This is a genomic window from Mumia sp. zg.B17, from assembly GCF_019550915.1.
Classification (GTDB): domain Bacteria; phylum Actinomycetota; class Actinomycetes; order Propionibacteriales; family Nocardioidaceae; genus Mumia.
In genome coordinates this window covers 262,491-282,875 of sequence record NZ_JAHWCI010000005.1, presented here as the reverse complement: position 1 = coordinate 282,875, position 20,385 = coordinate 262,491, and the positions used below count along the sequence as shown (strand labels likewise).

The window sequence follows — 20,385 nt, the reverse complement described above, 5'->3', positions numbered from 1 at the left end:
TCACGACGCTCCGCCGGACCCGGCATCCCACAAGAGAGGCAGCGCGCATGGGCGAGCTCGTCAGGCTCGAGGTTTCGGACGGCGTCGGCACGATCCGGCTCGACCGGCCGAAGATGAACGCGATCAGCGCGCAGCTCCAGACCGAGCTCGCGGAGTGCGCCGTCGAGGCCTCCGCGCGCGACGACGTCGCCGCGGTCGTCGTCTACGGCGGAGAGCGCGTCTTCGCCGCGGGTGCGGACATCAAGGAGATGGCCGACCTCACCTATCCGCAGATGAACGTGCGCGCCCAGCAGCTCCAGGCGGCGCTCAACGCCGTGGCGGCGATCCCCAAGCCGACGGTGTCCGCGATCACCGGCTACGCCCTCGGCGGCGGTTGCGAGCTGGCGATGTGCACCGACGTCCGCTTCGCCGCCGACAACGCCAAGCTCGGCCAGCCCGAGATCCTCCTCGGCATCGTCCCCGGCGCCGGAGGCACCCAGCGCCTGCCGCGACTCGTCGGCCCCGCGAAGGCGAAGGACCTCATGTTCACCGGCCGTCAGGTCGACGCTGCGGAGGCGCTCGCCATCGGGCTCGTCGACCGCGTGCTTCCCGCCGCGTCGGTCTACGAGGAGGCCGTCGCGTGGGCCCGCCAGTTCGTCGGCGGCGCGTCCCTCGCGCTGCGGGCGGTCAAGGAGGCCGTCGACCGCGGTCTCGAGGTCGACCTGGTGACCGGGCTCGAGATCGAGCGCCACGCGTTCGCCGCCCTGTTCGCGACCGAGGACCAGAAGACCGGCATGCGGTCGTTCATCGAGAACGGGCCTGGCAAGGCCACCTTCGAAGGAAAGTAAGCAGCAAGCATGAGCACGATCGCCACCCCCAACCCCCATGCCAGCGCCGACGAGGTGGAGGCCGCCTGGTCCGACACCAAGCTCGCCCAGGTGCTCTACCACGACTGGGAGGCGCAGACCTACGACGAGAAGTGGTCGATCTCGTTCGACGAGCGCTGCATCTCCTACGCCCGGGAGCGCTTCGTCGCCGTCGCCGGCGAGGGAGACTGGCCGTACGGACGCAGTCTCGAGATCGGTGCGGGCACCGGCTTCTTCACCCTCAACCTGATGCTCGCCGGCGTGGTCGACAAGGGCACGGTCACCGACATCTCCCCGGGGATGGTCCAGGTCGCCCAGCGCAACGCCGAGGGCCTCGGCCTCTCGCTGGACGGGCAGGCCGCCGACGCCGAGGAGCTGCCGTACCCCGACGAGTCCTTCGACCTCGTCATCGGCCACGCCGTCATCCACCACATCCCCGACGTCGAGAAGGCGTTCCGAGAGATGCTGCGCGTGCTCCGTCCGGGCGGACGGATCGTGATCTGCGGCGAGCCGACCACGCGTGGCGACTTCGTGGCCCGCCGCCTGTCGCGCCTGACCTGGTGGGCGGCGACCCGCGCGACCCGGCTGGGTCCGCTGCGCGACTGGGCGCGTCCGGCCGAGGAGCTCGACGAGTCCTCGCGTGCGGCCGCGCTGGAGGCCGTGGTCGACCTGCACACGTTCGAGCCCGCCGACCTGGAGCGTCTGGTGCTGCGCGCGGGCGGGGTCGACGTCCGTACGCAGACCGAGGAGCTGACCGCGTCCTGGTTCGGGTGGCCGGTACGCACCTTCGAGGCCGCGGTCCCCGAGGACAAGCTCGGCCCGCGCTGGCGGATGTTCGCCTACCGCTCGTGGGTGCGGCTGTCCGCGCTCGACAAGGCGCTCGCGCCGGTCGTGCCCAAGGGCCTCTACTACAACGTCTCGGTGGCAGCGACCAAGCCGTGACCCGCCTTCGATGACGCCCGTCGGCTGATGCCCGCTCCGCAGCCCGCACGCTTCCTCACCCTGGACTCGCTCCGCTGGGTGAGGCGCCACCGCGCGTGGACGTGGTACCACGTCGTCCGCTACTGGCGGCTCTGGAGGTTCAAGCGGCGCTATCCCCACGTGGTGACGGAGGGGATGGTGTTCCTCGGCAAGGACGTCGTCGTCGAGGACCACCCCCCGTACGGCCGGGTGGTCCTCGGTGCGTTCGTGCACCTCGGCGACCGGACGGCGCTGCGCGCGCACAACGGGACGCTCCGACTGGGCGACAAGGTCGTGATGGGGTCGGACAACACCGTCAACGCCCACCTCGACATCGAGATCGGTGCGTCGACGATCATCTCCGACTGGACCTACATCTGCGACTTCGACCACGTGACGCTCGACCTGGCCGTGCCGATCAAGGACCAGGGTCTGGTCGTGTCGCCCGTCCGTATCGGCCCCGACTCCTGGATCGGGGTCAAGGCGACGGTCCTCCGCGGGACGCGTACCGGCCGTGGCGTCGTGCTCGCGGCCCACACGGTCGCACGCGGCGAGTACCCCGACTTCGCGATCGTCGCCGGGCTCCCGGGCCGCGTGGTCAAGAGCCGCCGCGACGACCTGGCTGAGTGGGCCGAGATCCAGCGCTACACCGCCGAGGTCGCCGACGAGCAGGCCGAGGCTCGCGACCAGCGCGACGGACCGGCCGTCTGACCGGGACGTCGTCGTCGCGAGGGGGATGGCGTTCTGCGGAGAGCGGAACGCCGGTCACGACCGCGGCGCGGCGCCCTAGCATCGGGACATGGGCGACCTGATCCGCTTCCCGGCGCCGCACGAGCCCGCCACCCGGCCGCAGCCGCCGCGTCCGCTGCGTCGTCCGAGTGTCCCTGCCGAGCCCGAGCCGCTCTGGCGGGAGGTCCTGGGCGAGCGGATGCGGCAGCGTCGTGCGGCGCTCGGCCTCCGTCTCGTCGACGTCGCCGGCCTCGCCGGCATCTCCGTGCAATACCTGTCCGAGGTCGAGCGTGGCCGCAAGGAGCCGTCGAGCGAGATCATCGCTGCGGTCGCGGGTGCGCTGGAGACCTCGCTGCGCGAGCTCACCGGCGTCGTCCACCACGACCTCGCGTCGCGTGTGATCAGCTCGTCGACGAGCCGCGGCCCGAAGGCGATGGCCGGGGTCGCCTGATCATGAGGCGTACGCCGCGGGCGGGAGCACCGCCTGCTCCATGACCGCGTCGACGAGGCCGTACTCCCGCGCCGCTGTCGCCGAGAACACCCGGTCACGGTCGGTGTCGTGCCTCAGGGTCTCCACGCTCTGTCCGGTGTGCGCGGACAGGATCGCCTCCATCTCGTTGCGCACCCGGACCACCTCGTCGGCCTGGAGGATGAGGTCCGGGATCGTCCCCTGGCCGCGCGCTGCAGGCTGGTGGAGCACGAAGCGTGCGTGCGGGAGGCTCGCGCGACGCCCCGGCGCACCACCGGCGACCAGGGCGGCGCCGGCCGCGATCGCCTGCCCGACGCAGACGGTCGCGATCGGGGAACGGATGTGCTGCATCGTGTCGTAGACGGCCAGCATCGCGGTCTCGTCGCCACCCTCGCAGTTGACGTAGAGGCTGATCTCCGCGTCGGGGTTGTCGGCCTCGAGGTGCAGCAGCTGCGCGATGAGGGCGTTGGCGACACCGGCGTCGATCGCGGTCCCGAGATAGACGATGCGCTCGGTCAGCAGGTGGGAGTAGACGTCCATGATCCGCTCGCCGCGCGGGTGCTGGGCGATCACGTTGGGGATCGTGTACTGGCTCATCGCGTCACCCCGATCCCGACCGTGCGCCGACGAGCGGGCATGACCTGGTCGAAGCGATCGACGACGTGGTCCACGAAGCCGTATGCCAGCGCCTCGGGTGCGGTGTACCAGCGGTCGTGGAGGGAGTCCTCGAAGATCTGCTCGAACGGCTGACCGGTGTCCTCGGCGATGAGGGCGAGGACGGTGTCACGGGTGTGGCGGAGATCGTCGGCCTGGACCTCGATCTCCACCGCGCTGCCACCGATCCCCGCTGATCCCTGGTGCATCAGGACCCGAGCGTGGGCGAGCGCGTGCCGCTTGCCCGGCGTCCCGGCAGAGAGCAGGAACTGCCCGGCGCTGCAGGCGAGGCCGAGGGCGAGCGTCGAGACGTCGCACGGCACGAGCCGCATGACGTCTCGCAGTGCGAGCATCGCCGGCACGGACCCGCCGGGGGAGTGGATCCACAGGGCGATGTCGGCGACGGCGTCGTCGGCGGCCAGCGTGAGGATCTGGGTCGTGAGCAGCGTCCCGTTGTCGTCGTCGAGGACGCCGTCGAGCACGAGGATGCGCTGGCCGAGCAGCTGTTGTCGCGTCGCGGCGTCGAAGAGGGGTGTTCTGGTGTCGGTCATGGACCTACGGTGCGCCGCGAGGGTCCTGCCGATCCAGTGCTTCGTCCGAGAGCGGATCTGCCCTCGGCAGCACGACCGGGACCGTGCCGGAGCGTCAGTCGCGGACCGCGGTGACCACGAGGTCGAGCGAGGCCGCGAGGTCCGCGTCGTCACCCTCGCGCAGCACGAAGTCGTCGGTGCGCACCGAGCGGACGACCTCGGCGACCGCTGTCGGCCACTCCTCGTACGGCGTGGCGATCTGGGCATCGACCAGGGACCCGTGGTCCTGCTCCCACGCGGCGACGCGGGGCCCGTGGTGGAGGCCGACGAGCGAGGTGACGGTCGCGTGCCGGGCCACGAGGTCGCGCAGCTCGCCGGGCTCGAGCTCCTTCGGGTGGTAGATGTTACCCGGCGGGAACGTCAGCGTGTTGGGGGTGCTGACGACGAGCACACCACCCGGACGCAGCACGCGCACGCACTCGGCGACGAACCCGTCCTGGTCCCAGAGGTGCTCGATGGTCTGCAGACTGACGACGACGTCGAACGAGGCGTCGGCGTAGGGGAGGGCGATGAGGTTGCCGCGCACCACCGGCACGTCGGGGTAGGCCGTGCGGACGTGACCGGTCGCGTACTCGTCGTAGTCGAGCGCGAACAGCGAGCCCGCCGCGCGGCTCAGGAGGTCGGCGCCGTACCCCTCGCCGCAGCCGGCCTCGAGCACGCGGGCGCTGCGGACGCGATCACGCAGGGACTCGTACACGACCTCGTGGCGACGGAACCAGTAGTTCTCGTGCCAGATCCCCGGCACGGTGCGCTCACCGGTGATCACCATCTGAGGTCTCGTGTCGTCGTCCTCGCTGCTCACGTCCGCAGCGTACGGGTCAGGTCCCCGCTCAGTAGGCGGGAGGGGCGACCGTCACGGCGCGATCAGCGGTGCTCGAGACGAGGCTCGCGATCACCACCACGATCAGCACACCGACCACCGCGCTGGCGACCTGCTCGCTGGTCTCGACGTTGATGGTGAATGGCAGTACGCCGGCGATCACACCCACCAGCACCATGATCCACCCGAAGAACAGCCGGGGCCGCGGCGTCGCCAGGACGAGGAGGTGCATCAGCGCCGTGGCGAGCAGGGCACCGCCCGCCGCGACCAGGGCAAAGGGGATCGTGGACACGACGTCCCACCGCCCCCCGCCCGACGGCACGAGCACCGCGATGTCGAACACCCCTCGGAAGACGAGGAGACCCACCACGGCGGCCAGGCCGGCCACCACCGCGGTGGCGACCCCGCCGGCCCAGAGCCTGCCCGTGTTCACCGTCAGGCCGCTCGGTGTCTCGGAGTCGGCGTCCGCAGCGGGCTGGGGCACTCGGCGGGGATCGTTCTGGGGTGGCTGCTGGTAGGACATCATTCCTCCTGGTACGGGGTCTCCGTCACGCTACCGGTGATCCGCCCCGCGCCGCCGATCTCGTGCCCCTGATCTCGCGTCGCCGCCACCGGCGTCCGCGACCTCGCGCCCGGGGCCCGCGACCTCGCGCCCGGCGAGGAACGGCGACAGCCATCGCGTCTCGGGATCACGGTCGACCAGGAGCTTCTTGACCAGCAGGGTGGCCGGGATCGCGAGGATCGCCCCCCACGCGCCGAGGACGAGCGTCCAGAAGATCAGCGAGAGCATGCTCAGGGTCGCCGACAGGCCCACCGAGTCGCCCACGATCTTGGGCTGGATGACCGACTGCACGACGCCGTTGATCACGCAGTATCCGACCACCACCCAGAACGCGGTCTCCCAGCCCGAGTCGAGCAGCGCCAGCATCGCCGGCGGCACGAGGCCCAGCACGAAGCCGATGTTGGGGATGTAGCCGGTGATGAGCGACAGCACGCCCCACAGGATCGGCTCGGGCACCCCCAGGGCGTAGAGCAGGATCACGTTGCCGATGGCGACGATCAGCCCGAACACGGTCGCGACGACGAAGTAGCGCCGTGTCCCGGTGGCGAAGTCGGCCAGCGCCTCGAGGGTCGCCCGGTGGCGCTCGGGGACCTGGGTGGAGAGACGCGGGAAGATGCCGCCGTCGAGGGCCATGAACAGCAGGAGGATCAGGATGAGCAGCACGTTGCCGGTCACCGAGGTGGCGCTGGAGACCGCGTCCGCGACGTACGGCGCGACGCTCTTGATGTCGACGCTGGAGAAGATCTGGTTGAGCTCTCCCTGACCGATGCCGAAGCTGTCGAGCGCCTTCTTGATGTCGGCCACCCAGCGGTCGAACTCGTCCTCGTACGAGCCGACGAGCTGCACGAAGCGCGCCCCGGACAGGACGAGGGTCACGGCGAGGACGACGAGGATCGCGTAGACGGTGACGACGCAGGTCACGGTCCCGACCCAGCGAGGAAGTCCCCAGCGGGTGAGGACTCCGCGCAGCGGGTGGACGGTCACGGTGAGGCACACCGCGAGGAAGGTGGGGCCTGCGATCCCCTGGATCCTCATGACTCCGGCGACGACGACCACGAAGGCCGCCGTCCCGACCAGGATGGTCAGCGTCCTTGGCAGTGCCCTAGGCTCGGACATGTGGCTCAGTGTCGCAGCGTGCCGCGCTGACGACCTCTCGAAGTCCCCCCGGCTACGGGCCACCGCTGCGGGAAGCCGGAGGGTCGCAGGGTCCGTGGTGTGACCCACGCCACCCGTGACGAAGTCGTCATAAAGGTTACCTGTCGGTAACCTGGGGGTGCCGTGGTCGTAGCGCGACCCGGCACGCAGTCGCCCGCGGCTGCAACGACGCGCGTCCCGTGCGAGCGCCGTGTCCAAGAAGTCGACTCCACAGGAGGGGCCGAGCAGGCCATGAACATCGTCGTCTGTGTGAAGTACGTACCGGACGCTACGGCGGACCGGTCCTTTGACTCGTCGGACAGCACCGTCGACCGTGAGGGCGTCGACGGCCTCCTCTCGGAGCTCGACGAGTACGCCGTGGAGCAGGCGCTCCTGGCTGCGGAGGAGAGCGACGGCGAGGTGACCGTCCTGACGGTCGGCCCGGCCGACGCCGCCGACGCCGTCCGCAAGGCACTCCAGATGGGCGCCGACAAGGGCGTCCACGTCGAGGACGACGACATCGCCGGCTCGGACGCCGCGGCGACGTCGCTCATCATCGCCAAGGCCCTGGGCACTCTCGAGTACGACCTCGTGTTCTTCGGCATGAGCTCGACCGACGGCACCATGGGCGTCGTCCCCACCATGGTCGCCGAGCGACTTGGTCTCCCGGCCGTCACCTACGGCTCCGAGATCAGCGTCGACGGCTCGACGGTGACCGTCCGCCGCGACGGCGACGTCGCGACCGAGACCATCACCGCGACCGCTCCGGCGGTCGTGTCGGTGACCGACCAGTCCGGTGAGCCTCGCTACCCGTCGTTCAAGGGCATCATGGCGGCCAAGAAGAAGCCGGTCGAGGAGCTCACCCTCTCCGACCTCGGCATCGATCCGTCCGAGGTCGGCCTCGACGCCGCCTGGACCAAGGTCCTCTCGTTCGCGCCGCGGCCGCCCCGCAGCGCCGGCGAGATCGTCACCGACGAGGGAGACGGCGGCGTCAAGCTGGCCGAGTTCCTCGCGTCGAAGAAGTTCGTCTGAGGAGCAGCGACAGATGAGTGAGATTTTCGTTCTGGTCGACCACGTCGACGGCACCGTCCGCAAGACCACCGGTGAGCTCCTGACGCTGGCGCGTCGTCTCGGCACCCCGTCGGCCGTGTTCATCGGGTCCGGCGCCGACGCCGCGCAGGCCTACCTCGCCCAGTACGGCGCAGAGAAGGTTTACGTCCTCGACGCCCCCGAGCTCACCGAGTACCTCGTGGCCCCCAAGGCCGAGGCCCTCGCCGAGCTCGTCTCGAGCAAGCAGCCGGCCGCCGTCCTCGTCTCGAGCTCGGCGGAGGGCAAGGAGATCGCGGGCCGCCTCTCGATCAAGACGCAGTCCGGTCTGATCACCGACGCGGTCGACGTACGCGCGGCCGGTGACGGCGTGGAGACGACGCAGTCGGTCTTCGCCGGCAACTTCACCGTCGAGGCGACCGTCACCACGGGCACCCCGATCGTCGCGGTCAAGCCGAACTCCGTCACCCCGGAGCAGGCGTCCGCAGCCGCCACCCTCGAGCCGGTGTCCGTCACCGTGTCCGACGTGGCCAAGGGCGCTCGGATCACCGACTCCAAGCCTCGCGAGGCCACCGGTCGTCCCGAGCTGACCGAGGCGGCCATCGTCGTCTCCGGCGGCCGTGGCACCGGCGGCGACTTCTCGCAGGTCGAGGCGTTCGCCGACTCGCTGGGTGCCGCAGTCGGCGCCTCGCGCGCGGCGGTCGACTCGGGCTGGTACCCGCACAGCTTCCAGGTCGGTCAGACGGGCAAGACCGTCTCGCCGCAGCTGTACGTCGCCAACGGCATCTCCGGAGCGATCCAGCACCGCGCCGGCATGCAGACCTCCAAGACGATCGTCGCCGTCAACAAGGACGAGGAGGCGCCCATCTTCGAGCTGGTCGACTTCGGCGTCGTCGGCGACCTCAAGGAGGTCCTCCCGCAGGCGACCGACGAGGTCAACAAGCGCAAGGGCTGACCCAGCACCAGGTCCGTACGACCCCAGGCCGCCACGTCCCCCGAACCGGGAGGCGTGGCGGTCTTGCTGTGCTCGAAACCTCGCTCTGGCGTCCCACAGGGCCCGCGAAGGCACATCAGGGGCCCTCTGCGCACCTCAATTTCGGGGATCTGATAATACTGTGGTCACGATCAAGGAGCCTGGCGGTTGTAACACTTCGATAAGTGTCTGGCTCCCGACCTGTTCTGGTCGAAGATCCCGAGCAACGATGGGTCCGCGGAAAGTTTTCTGCGCGTTCCCACACACAACAGGAGGATTCCCATGCGACTCTCCCGGCGTACTCGCCTTGGAGGCGTGGCGCTGCTCGCAGCCATCGGACTGACACTGTCCGGCTGCGGCGGCGACGGGGGAGATGAGGGCAACGGTTCGAGCGATTCGACCGACGCCGTCATCACCGCTCGTTCGACCGAGCCTCAGAACCCGCTGGTTCCGCAGGCGACCAACGAGGTCGGCGGCGGCAACGTCATCGATCTGCTCTATGCGGGCCTCATCACGTACAAGGAAGACGGCTCGCAGGAGCTCGAGGTCGCTGAGTCGATCACCTCTGACGACAACAAGACCTGGACGATCAAGCTCAAGGACTGGAAGTTCAGCGACGGCACCGCCGTCACCGCGAAGTCCTTCGTCGACGCCTGGAACTACGGCGCCGGCCCCGGGGGCAAGAACGCGCAGAACGCCTCGTACTTCTACTACCCGATCGAGGGCACGACCGCCGAGGGCACCCTCGACAAGAACGCCCAGACGATCTCGGGTCTGAAGGTCGTCGACGACAAGACCTTCACGATCACGCTGAAGCAGCCGGAGTCCGACTTCCCGCTGCGTCTCGGCTACTCGGCCTACTACCCGCTGCCTGAGTCGGCCTTCGCCGACATCAAGGCGTACGGCGAGAAGCCGGTCGGCAACGGCCCGTACAAGCTCGAGGCCTGGGAGAACAACAAGGAGATCCGTCTCGTCCCGAACGGCGAGTACGACGGCGCCCGCAAGGCCCAGAACGGCGGCGTGACCTTCGTGGTCTACACCGACACCGAGGCCGCCTACACCGACCTCCAGTCGGGCAACCTCGACGTCCTGGACACCGTCCCGGACAGCGCGCTGGCGACCTTCGCCGACGACTCGGCCATCCAGCCCATCGAGGCACCCGGCTCGGTCAACGGTTCGTTCCAGTTCCCGGTCGACCTCCCCGGCTTCACCGGTGAGGCCGGCAAGCTTCGCCGTCAGGCCGTCTCGATGGCCCTGAACCGCGAGGAGCTCACCGAGAAGCTGTTCTTCGGCACCCGCACCCCGGCGCTCGACTTCAGCGCCCCGACGATGCCGGGCTGGACCGACGAGATCCCCGGCAACGAGGTTCTCGAGTTCAACGCCGACGAGGCCAAGAAGCGCTGGGCCGAGGCCGAGAAGATCGAGCCTTGGGGCAACAAGAAGCTGCTGATCGCCACCAACACCGATGGCGCCGGCAACAAGGCGTCGGTCGACGCGATGGCCAACCAGATCAAGAACACTCTGGGCATCAAGGCCGAGCCGAAGTACTACGCCACGTTCGACGAGTTCCTCGACGACCGTGACAACAACAAGACCGGTGCCCTGTTCCGCGCCGGCTGGCAGCCGGACTACGCGTCGATCTCGAACTACCTCGGCCCGATCTACGGCACCGGCGCGGCTTCGAACGACGCGCGTTGGTCCAACAAGGAGTTCGACGCCCTCATCGCCAAGGCGGCAGGCGCGGAGACCGACGAGGATCGTTACCAGGCGTTCGTCGACGCGCAGGCCATCCTCATGGAGGAGCTGCCGGGCCTGTCGATGTGGTACACCGACTCCACCGGTGCTGCTGCCAAGGGCGTCAAGAACGTCAAGTTCAACTGGCAGGGTGTTCCGATCTACCAGAACATCACAAAGTAGTCGCACCACCACCGCATGCGGGGCGCGCGGGGGTCAGCTCACCAGCTGCCCCCCGCGCGGCCTGCGCGGGTCCCCGGTGCCTACCGGCGCCGACGGGCCCTGAAACCATCTCTCTCCTCTCGGAGAGACCATCCCGTAGGAGGCCACTGACATGTGGTGGTATGCCGCGCGGCGAATCCTGCAGACGATCCCCGTCCTGCTCGGGTCGACGCTGCTCATCTACGCGCTAGTCTTCCTTCGCCCCGGTGATCCCGTCCGCGCGCTGTTCGGTGACAAGCCGGTCTCCGAGGCGACGCTGGCTCAGCTCAGGGAGCAGTACAACTTCGACGAGCCGTTCCTCGTGCAATGGCTCCTCTTCCTCAAGGGCGCCGTCACCGGCGACCTCGGACAGTCGTTCACCGGCCGTCCTGTCATCGATCTCGTGGCCGACGCCTTCCCGGTCACCATCAAGCTCGCGCTGATGGCCCTCGTCTTCGAGGCCGTCTTCGGCATCATCGCCGGCACCATCGCCGGTCTCCGCAAGGGCAAGCTCTTCGACTCGACGATGCTCGTCGTGTCGCTGCTGGTCATCGCCGTCCCCATCTTCGTCTTCGGCTTCGTGCTGCAGCTCATCTTCGGCGTCAAGCTCGAGTGGTTCCCTGCGACCGTCGGCGGTGACGCTTCGTTCTACAACCTTCTGCTTCCCGCGATCGTGCTCGGACTCGTCTCGTTCGCCTACGTCCTGAGACTCACGAGGACCTCGGTCGCCGGCAACCTCGGCGCCGACCACGTGCGAACCGCGCGGGCCAAGGGGCTCCCCGAGGGGACCGTCGTCCGACGCCACGTCCTGCGCAACTCCCTGATCCCGGTCGTGACGTTCCTCGGTGTCGACCTCGGTGCCTTGATGGCAGGCGCGATCGTGACCGAGGGCATCTTCAACATCCCCGGCGTCGGCAATCTGGCCTACCAGGCAGTCATCCGCGGAGAGACACCGACGATCGTCTCGGTCGTGACGATCATGGTCCTCGTGTACGTCATTGCGGCGTTGCTCGTCGACCTGCTGTACGCCTTCCTCGACCCAAGGATCCGTTATGCCTAAGCCGACGCTCGCGGGGCAGGAGCGCTACGTGGCCCCGATCGAGGAGACCCCGCTCGCGGCGGTCGACTCGATCCAGGTGGACGAGGCGCCCTCCAGCCAGTGGAAGGAGGCGTGGAAGCAGCTCCGCCGCAACCCCATGTTCCTCATCTCCGCCGCGCTCCTGGCCGTCCTGGCCGTGGTGATCGCGTTCCCCGGACTCTTCACCAACGCCGACCCGCGATTCTGCGAGGTCGGCCGAAGCCTCGACCCCCCGTCGCCCGGCCATCCTTTCGGGTTCAACTTCCAGGGGTGCGACGTGTGGTCGCGGACCCTGTACGGAGCGCGTGCCTCGGTCGCCGTCGGTGTCCTCACCACGCTGTTCGTCGTCGTGATCGGTGGCATCACCGGAGCGATCGCCGGCTTCAAGGGAGGCTGGGCCGACGCGATCATCTCGCGCATCAGCGACATCTTCTTCGCGATCCCGCTGATCCTGGCAGCCATCGTGAGCCTCTCGGCGCTCACGAACGCGTTCCCTGACCGCGGGTTCTGGGGCGGCATCGCCGCCGTCGTCGTGACGCTGGCCGTCTTCGGCTGGCCGCAGATCGCCCGCATCATGCGCGGTTCGGTCATCGAGGTCAAGAACCTCGAGTTCGTCGATGCCGCCCGCGCGATCGGCGCCAAGGACTCGCGCAACCTGTGGCGTCACATCGTCCCGAACGCGATGTCTCCCGTGATCGTCACCGCGACCGTGTCGCTCGGCATCTTCATCGTCGCCGAGGCCACGCTGTCGTTCCTCGGGCTCGGCCTGCCCTTCACGGTGGTCTCCTGGGGCAACGACATCGCGGAGGCGCAGCGGCTGGTCCGGTCCGGCACTCGGCTCGGCGTGATGTTCGTCCCCGCCGCCGCTCTTGCGCTCACCGTGCTGAGCTTCATCCTGCTCGGTGACGCTGTCCGTGATGCCCTCGACCCGAAGGCGAAGAAGCGATGAGCCAGCAGCCACTCCTCGAGGTCCGCAACCTCGACGTCGCCTTCTACGCCGACAAGAAGGCCATCCCTGCCGTGGAGGGGGCGAACCTGACCGTCTACCCGGGCCAGACCGTCGCCATCGTCGGTGAGTCCGGCTCGGGCAAGTCGACGACCGCGCACGCGATCATCGGGCTGCTTCCGGGCACCGGGCGGGTGACCGGCGGCGAGATCCTCTTCGACGGCAAGGACATCGCGCACTCGAGCACGAAGGACTTCGAGTCCCTGCGTGGTGACCAGATCGGCCTCGTGCCCCAGGACCCGATGTCGAACCTCAACCCGCTCTGGCGGGTCGGGACGCAGATCAAAGAGTCCCTGGTCGCCAATGACATCGCCAAGGGCAAGGACGCCGATCGCCGCGTGAACGGGCTGCTTGCCGAGGCCGGCCTGAACGACGTCGAGCGTCGTGCACGCCAGTACCCGCACGAGTTCTCCGGCGGCATGCGCCAGCGTGCGCTCATCGCGATGGGTCTGGCCGCACGTCCCAAGCTCCTCATCGCCGACGAGCCGACCTCGGCGCTCGACGTAACCGTCCAGAAGCAGATCCTCGACCATCTCGACGGCCTGACCGACGAGCTGGGCACCGCGGTGCTGCTGATCACCCACGACCTGGGTCTGGCGGCAGAGCGTGCCGACCACATCGTCGTCATGTACAAGGGCCGGGTCGTGGAGTCCGGTCCGGCGCTGGAGATCCTCAAGAACCCCGAGCACCCCTACACCCAGCGGCTCGTGTCCTCGGCCCCCTCGATCGCGTCGCAGCGCCTGAGCTCGGTGCGGGCGCGCGCGGAGGTCCGGGAGCAGGCGGTGCAGACCGCCGGCGAGATCGCGGCCCAGGTCGCGACGACGCAGGGTGAGGTCGGCAAGGGCCACGACGACATCATCGTCGTGGAGAACCTCACGAAGGTGTTCATGCTGCCGGGCGACCGTCCGTGGCGCAAGACCGAGCTCCGAGCGGTCGACGACGTCAGCTTCCGGCTGCGTCGGGGCACCACCACCGCGATCGTGGGCGAGTCCGGCTCGGGCAAGTCGACGGTCGCGCGGATGGTCCTCGGCCTGCTCGATCGGACCGGCGGCACGGTCCACTTCGATGGGTACGACACGGGTCAGCTGAAGGGCAAGAGGCTGATGGCGCTGCGCCGCCAGATGCAGCCCGTCTTCCAGAACCCGTACGCCTCCCTCGATCCGATGTACTCCATCTTCAAGTCGATCGAGGAGCCCCTGGCGACTCACGGGATCGGCTCGTCGGCGGAGCGCGAGGCCAAGGTCCGTGACCTGCTCGAGAAGGTGTCGCTGCCGGGGTCGATCATGCGGCGCTACCCCAACGAGCTGTCCGGTGGACAGCGCCAGCGGGTCGCGATCGCGCGCGCGTTGGCGCTCGAGCCGGAGGTCGTCGTGCTCGACGAGGCGGTCTCCGCCCTCGACGTGCTGGTCCAGGCTCAGATCCTGGAGCTGCTCAACGACCTCCAGGCCGAGATGGGTCTGAGCTATCTGTTCATCACGCACGACCTCGCGGTGGTCCGTCAGATCGCCGACAACGTGCTGGTGATGCAGGACGGCAAGATCGTCGAGGCCGCCGGCGTGGGAGAGGTGTTCGACAACCCGCGCGAGGGCTACACGCGCAGGCTGCTCGACGCCATCCCCGGACGGGACCTCCTGGCCTCGGCCTGACCACGACGCGCACGCCGCAGCGCCGCCGTACCCCCTGATCGGGGGGACGGCGGTGCTGTTGTTCACACCCTCGGCCAGGCGGTGGACACCCGTTTGACTCCTTCGAACATCTGTTCGAACATGGAGGGGTGACCGGAGCCGTTCTCGATCAGCTTGCCGCGCGGATGCGGGCGATGGAGGGGTCGTCCCCGCAGGTGCGGGACCGCCTTCCGACGCTGCCCGCGTTGGCTCAGGTGGTGCCGGGTGGGCTGCTGCGCGGCACCACGTACGAGGTGGCTGACTCCCTCGCCCTGGCTCTCGCGCTGGCCGCCGGCCCGTCGATCGACGGGGCCTGGTGCGCCGTGGTGGGGGTGCCCGAGATGGGAGCCGAGGCCGCAGCCTCGCTCGGTCTCGCGCTCGAGCGGACCATCCTCGTCCCGGCGCCCGGTGAGCACTGGCAGCACGTGGTGAGCACGCTCGCCGACGTGACGGACGCGATCGTCGTACGCCCTTCCTCTCGTGTCCGTGACGGTGACGCGCAGCGGATCACGGCACGTCTGCGACAGCACGGCACCACGGTGGTCGCGCTGACGCCCCACCCGGGCGTGTGGCCCCGTGCCGCCGGCCGGCTCGAGGTCACCGAGAGCTCCTGGACCGGGATGGGCGACGGGCACGGTCACCTGCGCCGTCGTCATGTCACCGTGACCGCGACCGGTCGCTGGGGGCGGCCGCACCGCACCCGGCTGTGGCTGGACGCGGTCGTCGAGCCGGCTGCTGTCGGGGACGACACGGTCGTGGCGCTGCCCGGGGCGCTCGGCTACGGGGTGGCGAGCTGATGGCGCGCACCCTGGTGGCGTGGTGCCCCGACTGGCCCGTCCGGGCGGTCCGGCACACCGGTGCCGGCGCCGGGCTGCCGCCGGGGGCACCGATCGCGCTGTTCGAGCGCGGCGAGGTCCGGGCGTGCTCGACCTCCGCGCGCGCCGAGGGGGTGCGCCGTGGCCAGCGGATGCGCGACGCACAGGCGCGCTGTCCCGACCTGGTGACGCTCGACTACGACCCCGGGCTCGACGTGCGTGCGTTCGAGCCGGTGCTCGCCGCGGTCGAGGAGATCGCTCCTGGGGTGCAGCCGCTGCGTCCGGGGACCTGCGCGGTCCGCGTGGCGGGTCCCGGCCGCTACTTCGGTGGTGAGCAGCACGCGGCTGCGGTCCTCGCCGAGAGGCTGGTCGAGCACGGCATCGACGACGTGCGCTTCGGTGTCGCCGATGCCGTGTTCGCTGCCGAGCAGGCTGCTCGGCAGGCGAGCGTGCAGGACAGTCTCGTGGTGCCCCCGGGGGAGTCGGCCGCCTTCCTCGCCGACCTGCCGGTGAGCGTCCTCGACCGGCCCGAGATGGTGAGCCTGCTGCAGCGGCTCGGGCTCCGTACGCTCGGGGCGTTCGCCGCTCTGCGTCCGATCGACGTGCTGACCCGGTTCGGGCCCGACGGGGCACTCGCCCATCGGCTCGCTCGAGGCGCCGACGACCGGGCGTTCGCGGCGCGCCGCCCTCCCTCGGACCTCGAGCGCGAGGTCTCGTTCGAGCCGCCGCTCGAGGATGCGGAGGCGGTCGCGTTCAGCGTCCGGCGGACGGCCGAGGCGTTCGTCACCGGTCACGCCGAGCGGCAGCTGGTCTGCACCAGCCTGTGGGTCGAGGTGCACACCGACGACGGGCAGATCGCCGAGCGTCAGTGGCTGCATCCCCGCTGGTTCGACGCCGGCGACATCGTCGACCGGGTCCGCTGGCAGCTGCAGGCGTCGTCGGGATCGGGCACGGCCGTCTCGGCCGTCAGTGCGCCGATCACCGGGGTGAAGCTGATCCCGGAGGACGTGGCGCCGGTGACCGACCATGCCGAGGGCCTGTGGGGGAGTGGCCCCGACGTGCGCATCCACCGGGCCGCGTCCAAGGTGCAGAGCATGCTCGGCCGGGAGGCCGTGGTCTCGGCGGTCGTCGGAGGCGGACGAGGTCCCTCCGACCGACGGACGCTGGTGCCGTGGGGCGATCCGCTCTCAGCTGAGCGCCCGGCCGCACCGCCGTGGCCCGGCAGCCTGCCAGCACCGGCGCCGGCCACCGTCTACGACCCACCGCGTCCGGCACAGGTGGTCGGCTCCTCCGGACAGCCGGTCAGGGTCAGCGAGCGGGGCATGGTGACGGCCGCGCCTGCGCGGTTCGCCGCGAGCGACGCCGAGCTCCGGCCGGTGGCCGCCTGGGCAGGGCCGTGGCCTGTCGACGAGCGCTGGTGGGACGCGCGGGAGGCGGTGCGGGCGGCCCGGTTCCAGGTGGTCGGGGTCGACGGCAGCGCGTGGCTGCTGCGAGTCAGCGACGGGGTCTGGTGCGTGGAGGCCCGATATGACTGAGGCCGGGGCCGACTGATGGGCTTCAACAACCCCGACATGCCCTGGTCCGAGCTCGAGCGGCGGCTGTCGGGGCGGCTGCCGCCGGAGAAGCAGTCGCCTGCCTTCGACGTCCCCGACGGCGGCGACGGTCCGGCGTTCTCCCGCAAACGTGCCCCGTACGAGCCGTCGGGCGCCGTCGAGGAGTCGTCACCGGAGCCGGACGAGCCGTACGTCCCCTACGCCGAGCTCCACGCGCACTCCGACTTCAGCTTCCTCGACGGTGCGAGCAGCCCGGAGGCGCTGGTCGAGGAGGCGGTGCGGCTGCGGCTGACCGGGCTGGCGCTCACCGACCACGACGGCTTCTACGGGGTGGTGCGGATGGCGGAGGCCGCGGCAGTGCACGGTCTGCCGACCGTGTTCGGAGCGGAGCTGTCGTTGGACCTGCGCGGTCCTCAGAACGGCGCCGCAGATCCGGACGGCACTCATCTCCTGCTGCTCGCCCGTGGACAGGAGGGATACCACCGCCTCGCCGGGGCACTCACCGCCGCGCACCTGGCGGGCGGCGAGAAGGGCCGACCCCTCTACGACCTCGACGACCTCGCCGACCGCCTCGGCCGGCACGCGGTCGTGCTCACCGGCTGCCGCAAGGGCGCCGTACGCCAGGCGTTGGTCGGTCCGACCGGCGTCGAGGTCGACGAGCTCGCCGCCGAGAAGGAGGTGCGGGCGCTGCTCGACCGGTTCAGCGAGGACCAGGTCCTCGTCGAGCTCACCGACCACGGCGACCCGTACGACTCCGTCCGCAACGACGCGCTCGCGGCGATCGCGGACCGCTTGGGGCTTCCCACCGTGGCGACCGGCAACGTGCACGCGGCAACGCCCCACGACCGCCGTCTCGCGGGGGCGGTCGCTGCGGTCCGGGCGCGTCGCAGCCTGGACGCGATGGACGGATGGCTGCCCGCGGCGGGGCCACCGCACCTCCGCTCGGGCTTCGAGATGGCCCGCCTCTTCGCCCGATATCCCGGCGCGGTGGAGCGGACCGTCGACATCGCCGCCGACCTCGCGTTCGAGCTGCGCCGGGCCAAGCCGCGACTGCCCAAGCAGAAGGTGCCTGACGGGCACACCCCGATGTCGTGGCTGCGCGAGCTGGTGCGGCGCGGGGCTGCCGAGCTCTATCGCGACGGCCCGCCGAGCACCTACGAGCGCCTGGAGGCGGAACTCGCGGTGATCGAGGAGCTCGACTTCCCGGGTTACTTCCTCATCGTCCACGACATCGTCGCGTTCGCGAAGGGGCGCGGGATCCTCTGCCAGGGTCGGGGGTCGGCCGCCAACTCCGCGGTCTGCTACGCCCTGGGGATCACGGCGGTGGACTCGGTGACGTTCGACCTGCCGTTCGAGCGGTTCCTGTCGGCGAGCCGTGAGGAGGAGCCCGACATCGACGTGGACTTCGACTCCGACCGGCGAGAGGAGGTGATCCAGTGGGTGTACGAGCAGTACGGCCGCCACAACGCCGCGCAGGTCGCCAACGTCATCTCGTACCGTCCGAAGTCTGCGGTCCGTGACATGGCCAAGGCGCTCGGCTACTCCCAGGGGCAGCAGGACGCGTGGTCCAAGCAGATCGACCGCTGGAGCAGCCTGCCGCGCGACGAGGTGACCGAGGACGTGCCCGAGCCGGTGCTCGACCTGGCCGAGCAGCTCCTCAAGGCGCCGCGCCACCTCGGCATCCACTCGGGCGGCATGGTGCTCACCGACCGACCGGTGGGGGAGGTGTGCCCGATCGAGCACGCCCGCATGGAGGACCGCACGGTCCTGCAGTGGGACAAGGACGACTGCGCCTGGATGGGTCTGGTCAAGTTCGACCTGCTCGGTCTCGGGATGCTCGGCGCCATCCAGCACACGTTCGACATCGTCGCCGAGCACACCGGCGAGCAGTGGAGCCTGGCGTCGATCCCCAAGGAGGAGGCCGGTGTCTACGACCAGCTCTGCCGCGGCGACTCGGTCGGGGTGTTCCAGGTGGAGAGCCGCGCTCAGATCGGGACGCTGCCGCGCCTGAAGCCGCGACGCTTCTATGACCTGGTGTGCGAGATCGCCTTGATCCGGCCGGGTCCGATCCAGGGTGGCGCGGTGCACCCGTTCATCCGGCGGCGGACCGGCGAGGAGGAGATCACCTATCTGCACCCGGCGCTCGAGCCGGTGCTTCGCCGTACCCTCGGCGTGCCGCTGTTCCAGGAGCAGCTGATGCAGATCGCGATGCAGGTCGGCGGCTGCACCGGGGACGAGGCCGACCTGCTGCGGCGGGCGATGGGGTCCAAGCGCGGCGTCGAGAAGATCGAGCGGCTGCGCGCGACGCTGTACGCAGGCATGGCCGCGCACGGCATCACCGGCGACCTGGCCGACGAGATCTACCAGCGGATCGAGGCGTTCGCGAGCTTCGGGTTCGCCGAGTCGCACTCGATCAGCTTCGCGCTGCTGGTGTATGCGAGCACGTGGCTGCGACTGCACTATCCGGGGGCGTTCCTCGCGGGGCTCCTACGCTCGCAGCCGATGGGGTTCTACTCGCCGGCGAGCCTGGTCGCCGACGCGCGGCGCCACGGGGTGGAGGTGCTGCGCCCCGACGTGAACCGCTCGGGTGCAGGCGCCGACCTCGAGCTCGCGGGTCACTCTCCGGCACTCGCGGGTCACTCTCTGGCGTCCGCGGGTCCCTCTCTGGCGTCCGCGGGTCACGACGCCTGCCTCGAGCAGGATCAGCCACCGGTCGGTGACTTCGACGCGGACGTGCCGTTCGACCACGCGTGGCACCGCCGCGACGGACGCTTCGTCGTACGGCTCGGGTTGGCCGGGGTCACCTCGGTGGGCAAGGACGCGGCAGAGCGGATCGTCGCGGAGCGCTCTCGCGGTGGGCCGTACGCCTCGATGACCGACCTCACCCGCCGGGTCTCACTGACCGCGGCGCAGGTCGAGGCGCTGGCGACCGCAGGGGCGTTCGACGGGTTCGGGCTGTCGCGGCGCGAGGCGCTGTGGTCCTCGGGGCCTGCCGCGCAGGAGAGTCCTGGGCAGCTCGAGGGGACGACGGTGCTCAGCGACGCGCCGATGTTGCCGGGGATGAGCGAGGCCGAGATCACGATGGCCGATCTCTGGTCGACGGCGATCGCGCCGGACAGCCACCCGATGGACCACGTCCGGGAGGCGATGCGCGCACGCGAAGCGCTGCGCGTGTCCGACCTGGCGGCGGTCGAGCCGGGGACCCGCATCGAGGTCGCCGGCCTGGTCACGCACCGGCAGCGCCCGGCGACGGCCGGGGGAGTCACGTTCCTCAACCTCGAGGACGAGACGGGGATGCTCAACGTCATCTGCACGGCAGGACTGTGGTCGCGCTACCGGCGGATCGCCCGCGACTCCAGCGCGCTCGTCGTCCGCGGGATCGTCGAGCGGCGCGACGGCGCGACCAACCTGCACGCCGACCGGCTCGAGCGCCTCCCCATCACGATGCGGACGACGTCGCGCGACTTCCACTGAGGCCGGCGGGGGCGGTTCGCCCGTTCGCCCCACGATGAGTGGAAGGCGGCCGAACGGGAGGATCTTCTGGGATACCC

At 70.1% G+C, this 20,385-nt stretch carries 18 protein-coding genes; 13 read left to right on the top strand and 5 right to left on the bottom strand.

Features of this window, described 5'->3' with window-relative positions:
- Positions 1 to 47 precede the first annotated feature (47 nt).
- The 4 genes from KV097_RS06960 (at position 48) to KV097_RS06945 (ending at position 2,985) form a co-directional block, all read left to right on the top strand.
- Positions 48 to 827: an enoyl-CoA hydratase/isomerase family protein gene (locus KV097_RS06960; protein WP_220346828.1), complete on the top strand. Its 780-nt coding sequence runs from the start codon at positions 48 to 50 to the stop codon at positions 825 to 827.
- A 9-nt stretch (positions 828 to 836) separates the two neighbouring features.
- Positions 837 to 1,787: a class I SAM-dependent methyltransferase gene (locus KV097_RS06955; RefSeq protein WP_220341144.1), complete on the top strand. Its 951-nt coding sequence runs from the start codon at positions 837 to 839 to the stop codon at positions 1,785 to 1,787.
- A 27-nt stretch (positions 1,788 to 1,814) separates the two neighbouring features.
- Positions 1,815 to 2,516 (top strand): acyltransferase, encoded by a 702-nt coding sequence (locus KV097_RS06950; RefSeq protein ID WP_220365462.1) that lies wholly within the window; start codon positions 1,815 to 1,817, stop codon positions 2,514 to 2,516.
- A gap of 88 nt (positions 2,517 to 2,604) precedes the next feature.
- On the top strand, positions 2,605 to 2,985 hold the full coding sequence (locus KV097_RS06945) for a helix-turn-helix domain-containing protein (protein ID WP_220365461.1): 381 nt from the start codon (positions 2,605 to 2,607) through the stop codon (positions 2,983 to 2,985).
- Here KV097_RS06945 and KV097_RS06940 read toward each other — a convergent pair whose 3' ends face one another.
- The 5 genes from KV097_RS06940 to KV097_RS06920 all read right to left on the bottom strand — a co-directional run bounded on the left by KV097_RS06940 (position 2,986) and on the right by KV097_RS06920 (position 6,745).
- Positions 2,986 to 3,600 (bottom strand): ClpP family protease, encoded by a 615-nt coding sequence (locus KV097_RS06940; RefSeq protein WP_220341147.1) that lies wholly within the window; start codon positions 3,598 to 3,600, stop codon positions 2,986 to 2,988.
- Entirely contained in the window at positions 3,597 to 4,208 is a 612-nt protein-coding gene (locus tag KV097_RS06935) for a ClpP family protease (protein WP_220341148.1), read from the bottom strand. The genes KV097_RS06940 and KV097_RS06935 overlap by 4 nt, the downstream gene beginning before the upstream one ends.
- Positions 4,209 to 4,302: 94 nt before the next feature.
- Positions 4,303 to 5,049, bottom strand: coding sequence for a class I SAM-dependent methyltransferase (locus KV097_RS06930; RefSeq protein WP_308289362.1), 747 nt, complete (start codon positions 5,047 to 5,049; stop codon positions 4,303 to 4,305).
- A 28-nt stretch (positions 5,050 to 5,077) separates the two neighbouring features.
- Entirely contained in the window at positions 5,078 to 5,590 is a 513-nt protein-coding gene (locus KV097_RS06925) for a DUF6069 family protein (protein ID WP_220341149.1), read from the bottom strand.
- Between the two features lie 30 nt (positions 5,591 to 5,620).
- Positions 5,621 to 6,745 carry an AI-2E family transporter gene (locus tag KV097_RS06920; protein ID WP_220346832.1) on the bottom strand — a complete coding sequence of 375 codons (1,125 nt, stop codon included), beginning with the start codon at positions 6,743 to 6,745 and terminating at the stop codon, positions 5,621 to 5,623.
- A gap of 270 nt (positions 6,746 to 7,015) precedes the next feature.
- On the opposite strand from KV097_RS06920, the gene KV097_RS06915 reads away from it, so the two are divergent.
- The 9 genes from KV097_RS06915 to KV097_RS06875 all read left to right on the top strand — a co-directional run bounded on the left by KV097_RS06915 (position 7,016) and on the right by KV097_RS06875 (position 20,308).
- Positions 7,016 to 7,795, top strand: a complete 780-nt coding sequence (locus KV097_RS06915) for an electron transfer flavoprotein subunit beta/FixA family protein (protein ID WP_220341151.1) — start codon at positions 7,016 to 7,018, stop codon at positions 7,793 to 7,795.
- A gap of 13 nt (positions 7,796 to 7,808) precedes the next feature.
- The gene (locus KV097_RS06910) at positions 7,809 to 8,765 is read left to right on the top strand and encodes an electron transfer flavoprotein subunit alpha/FixB family protein (RefSeq protein WP_220365460.1); all 957 of its coding nucleotides are present in this window, start codon (positions 7,809 to 7,811) and stop codon (positions 8,763 to 8,765) included.
- Positions 8,766 to 9,098: 333 nt separating this feature from the next.
- Positions 9,099 to 10,700, top strand: coding sequence for an ABC transporter substrate-binding protein (locus tag KV097_RS06905; RefSeq protein WP_220365459.1), 1,602 nt, complete (start codon positions 9,099 to 9,101; stop codon positions 10,698 to 10,700).
- 151 nt (positions 10,701 to 10,851) lie between these two features.
- Positions 10,852 to 11,778, top strand: coding sequence for an ABC transporter permease (locus KV097_RS06900; protein ID WP_220365458.1), 927 nt, complete (start codon positions 10,852 to 10,854; stop codon positions 11,776 to 11,778).
- Positions 11,771 to 12,745 carry an ABC transporter permease gene (locus KV097_RS06895; RefSeq protein ID WP_220365457.1) on the top strand — a complete coding sequence of 325 codons (975 nt, stop codon included), beginning with the start codon at positions 11,771 to 11,773 and terminating at the stop codon, positions 12,743 to 12,745. Before KV097_RS06900 ends, KV097_RS06895 begins: the two co-directional genes overlap by 8 nt.
- A complete protein-coding gene (locus tag KV097_RS06890) occupies positions 12,742 to 14,448 on the top strand; it encodes an ABC transporter ATP-binding protein (protein WP_220346836.1) in 1,707 nt (568 codons plus the stop codon). Before KV097_RS06895 ends, KV097_RS06890 begins: the two co-directional genes overlap by 4 nt.
- A gap of 128 nt (positions 14,449 to 14,576) precedes the next feature.
- Complete coding sequence (locus KV097_RS06885; protein ID WP_220365456.1) at positions 14,577 to 15,263, top strand: hypothetical protein; 687 nt, start codon at positions 14,577 to 14,579, stop codon at positions 15,261 to 15,263.
- Positions 15,263 to 16,816 carry a DNA polymerase Y family protein gene (locus KV097_RS06880; protein ID WP_220365455.1) on the top strand — a complete coding sequence of 518 codons (1,554 nt, stop codon included), beginning with the start codon at positions 15,263 to 15,265 and terminating at the stop codon, positions 16,814 to 16,816. The genes KV097_RS06885 and KV097_RS06880 overlap by 1 nt, the downstream gene beginning before the upstream one ends.
- 15 nt (positions 16,817 to 16,831) lie before the next feature.
- Positions 16,832 to 20,308, top strand: a complete 3,477-nt coding sequence (locus KV097_RS06875) for an error-prone DNA polymerase (protein ID WP_220365454.1) — start codon at positions 16,832 to 16,834, stop codon at positions 20,306 to 20,308.
- Positions 20,309 to 20,385 lie beyond the last annotated feature (77 nt).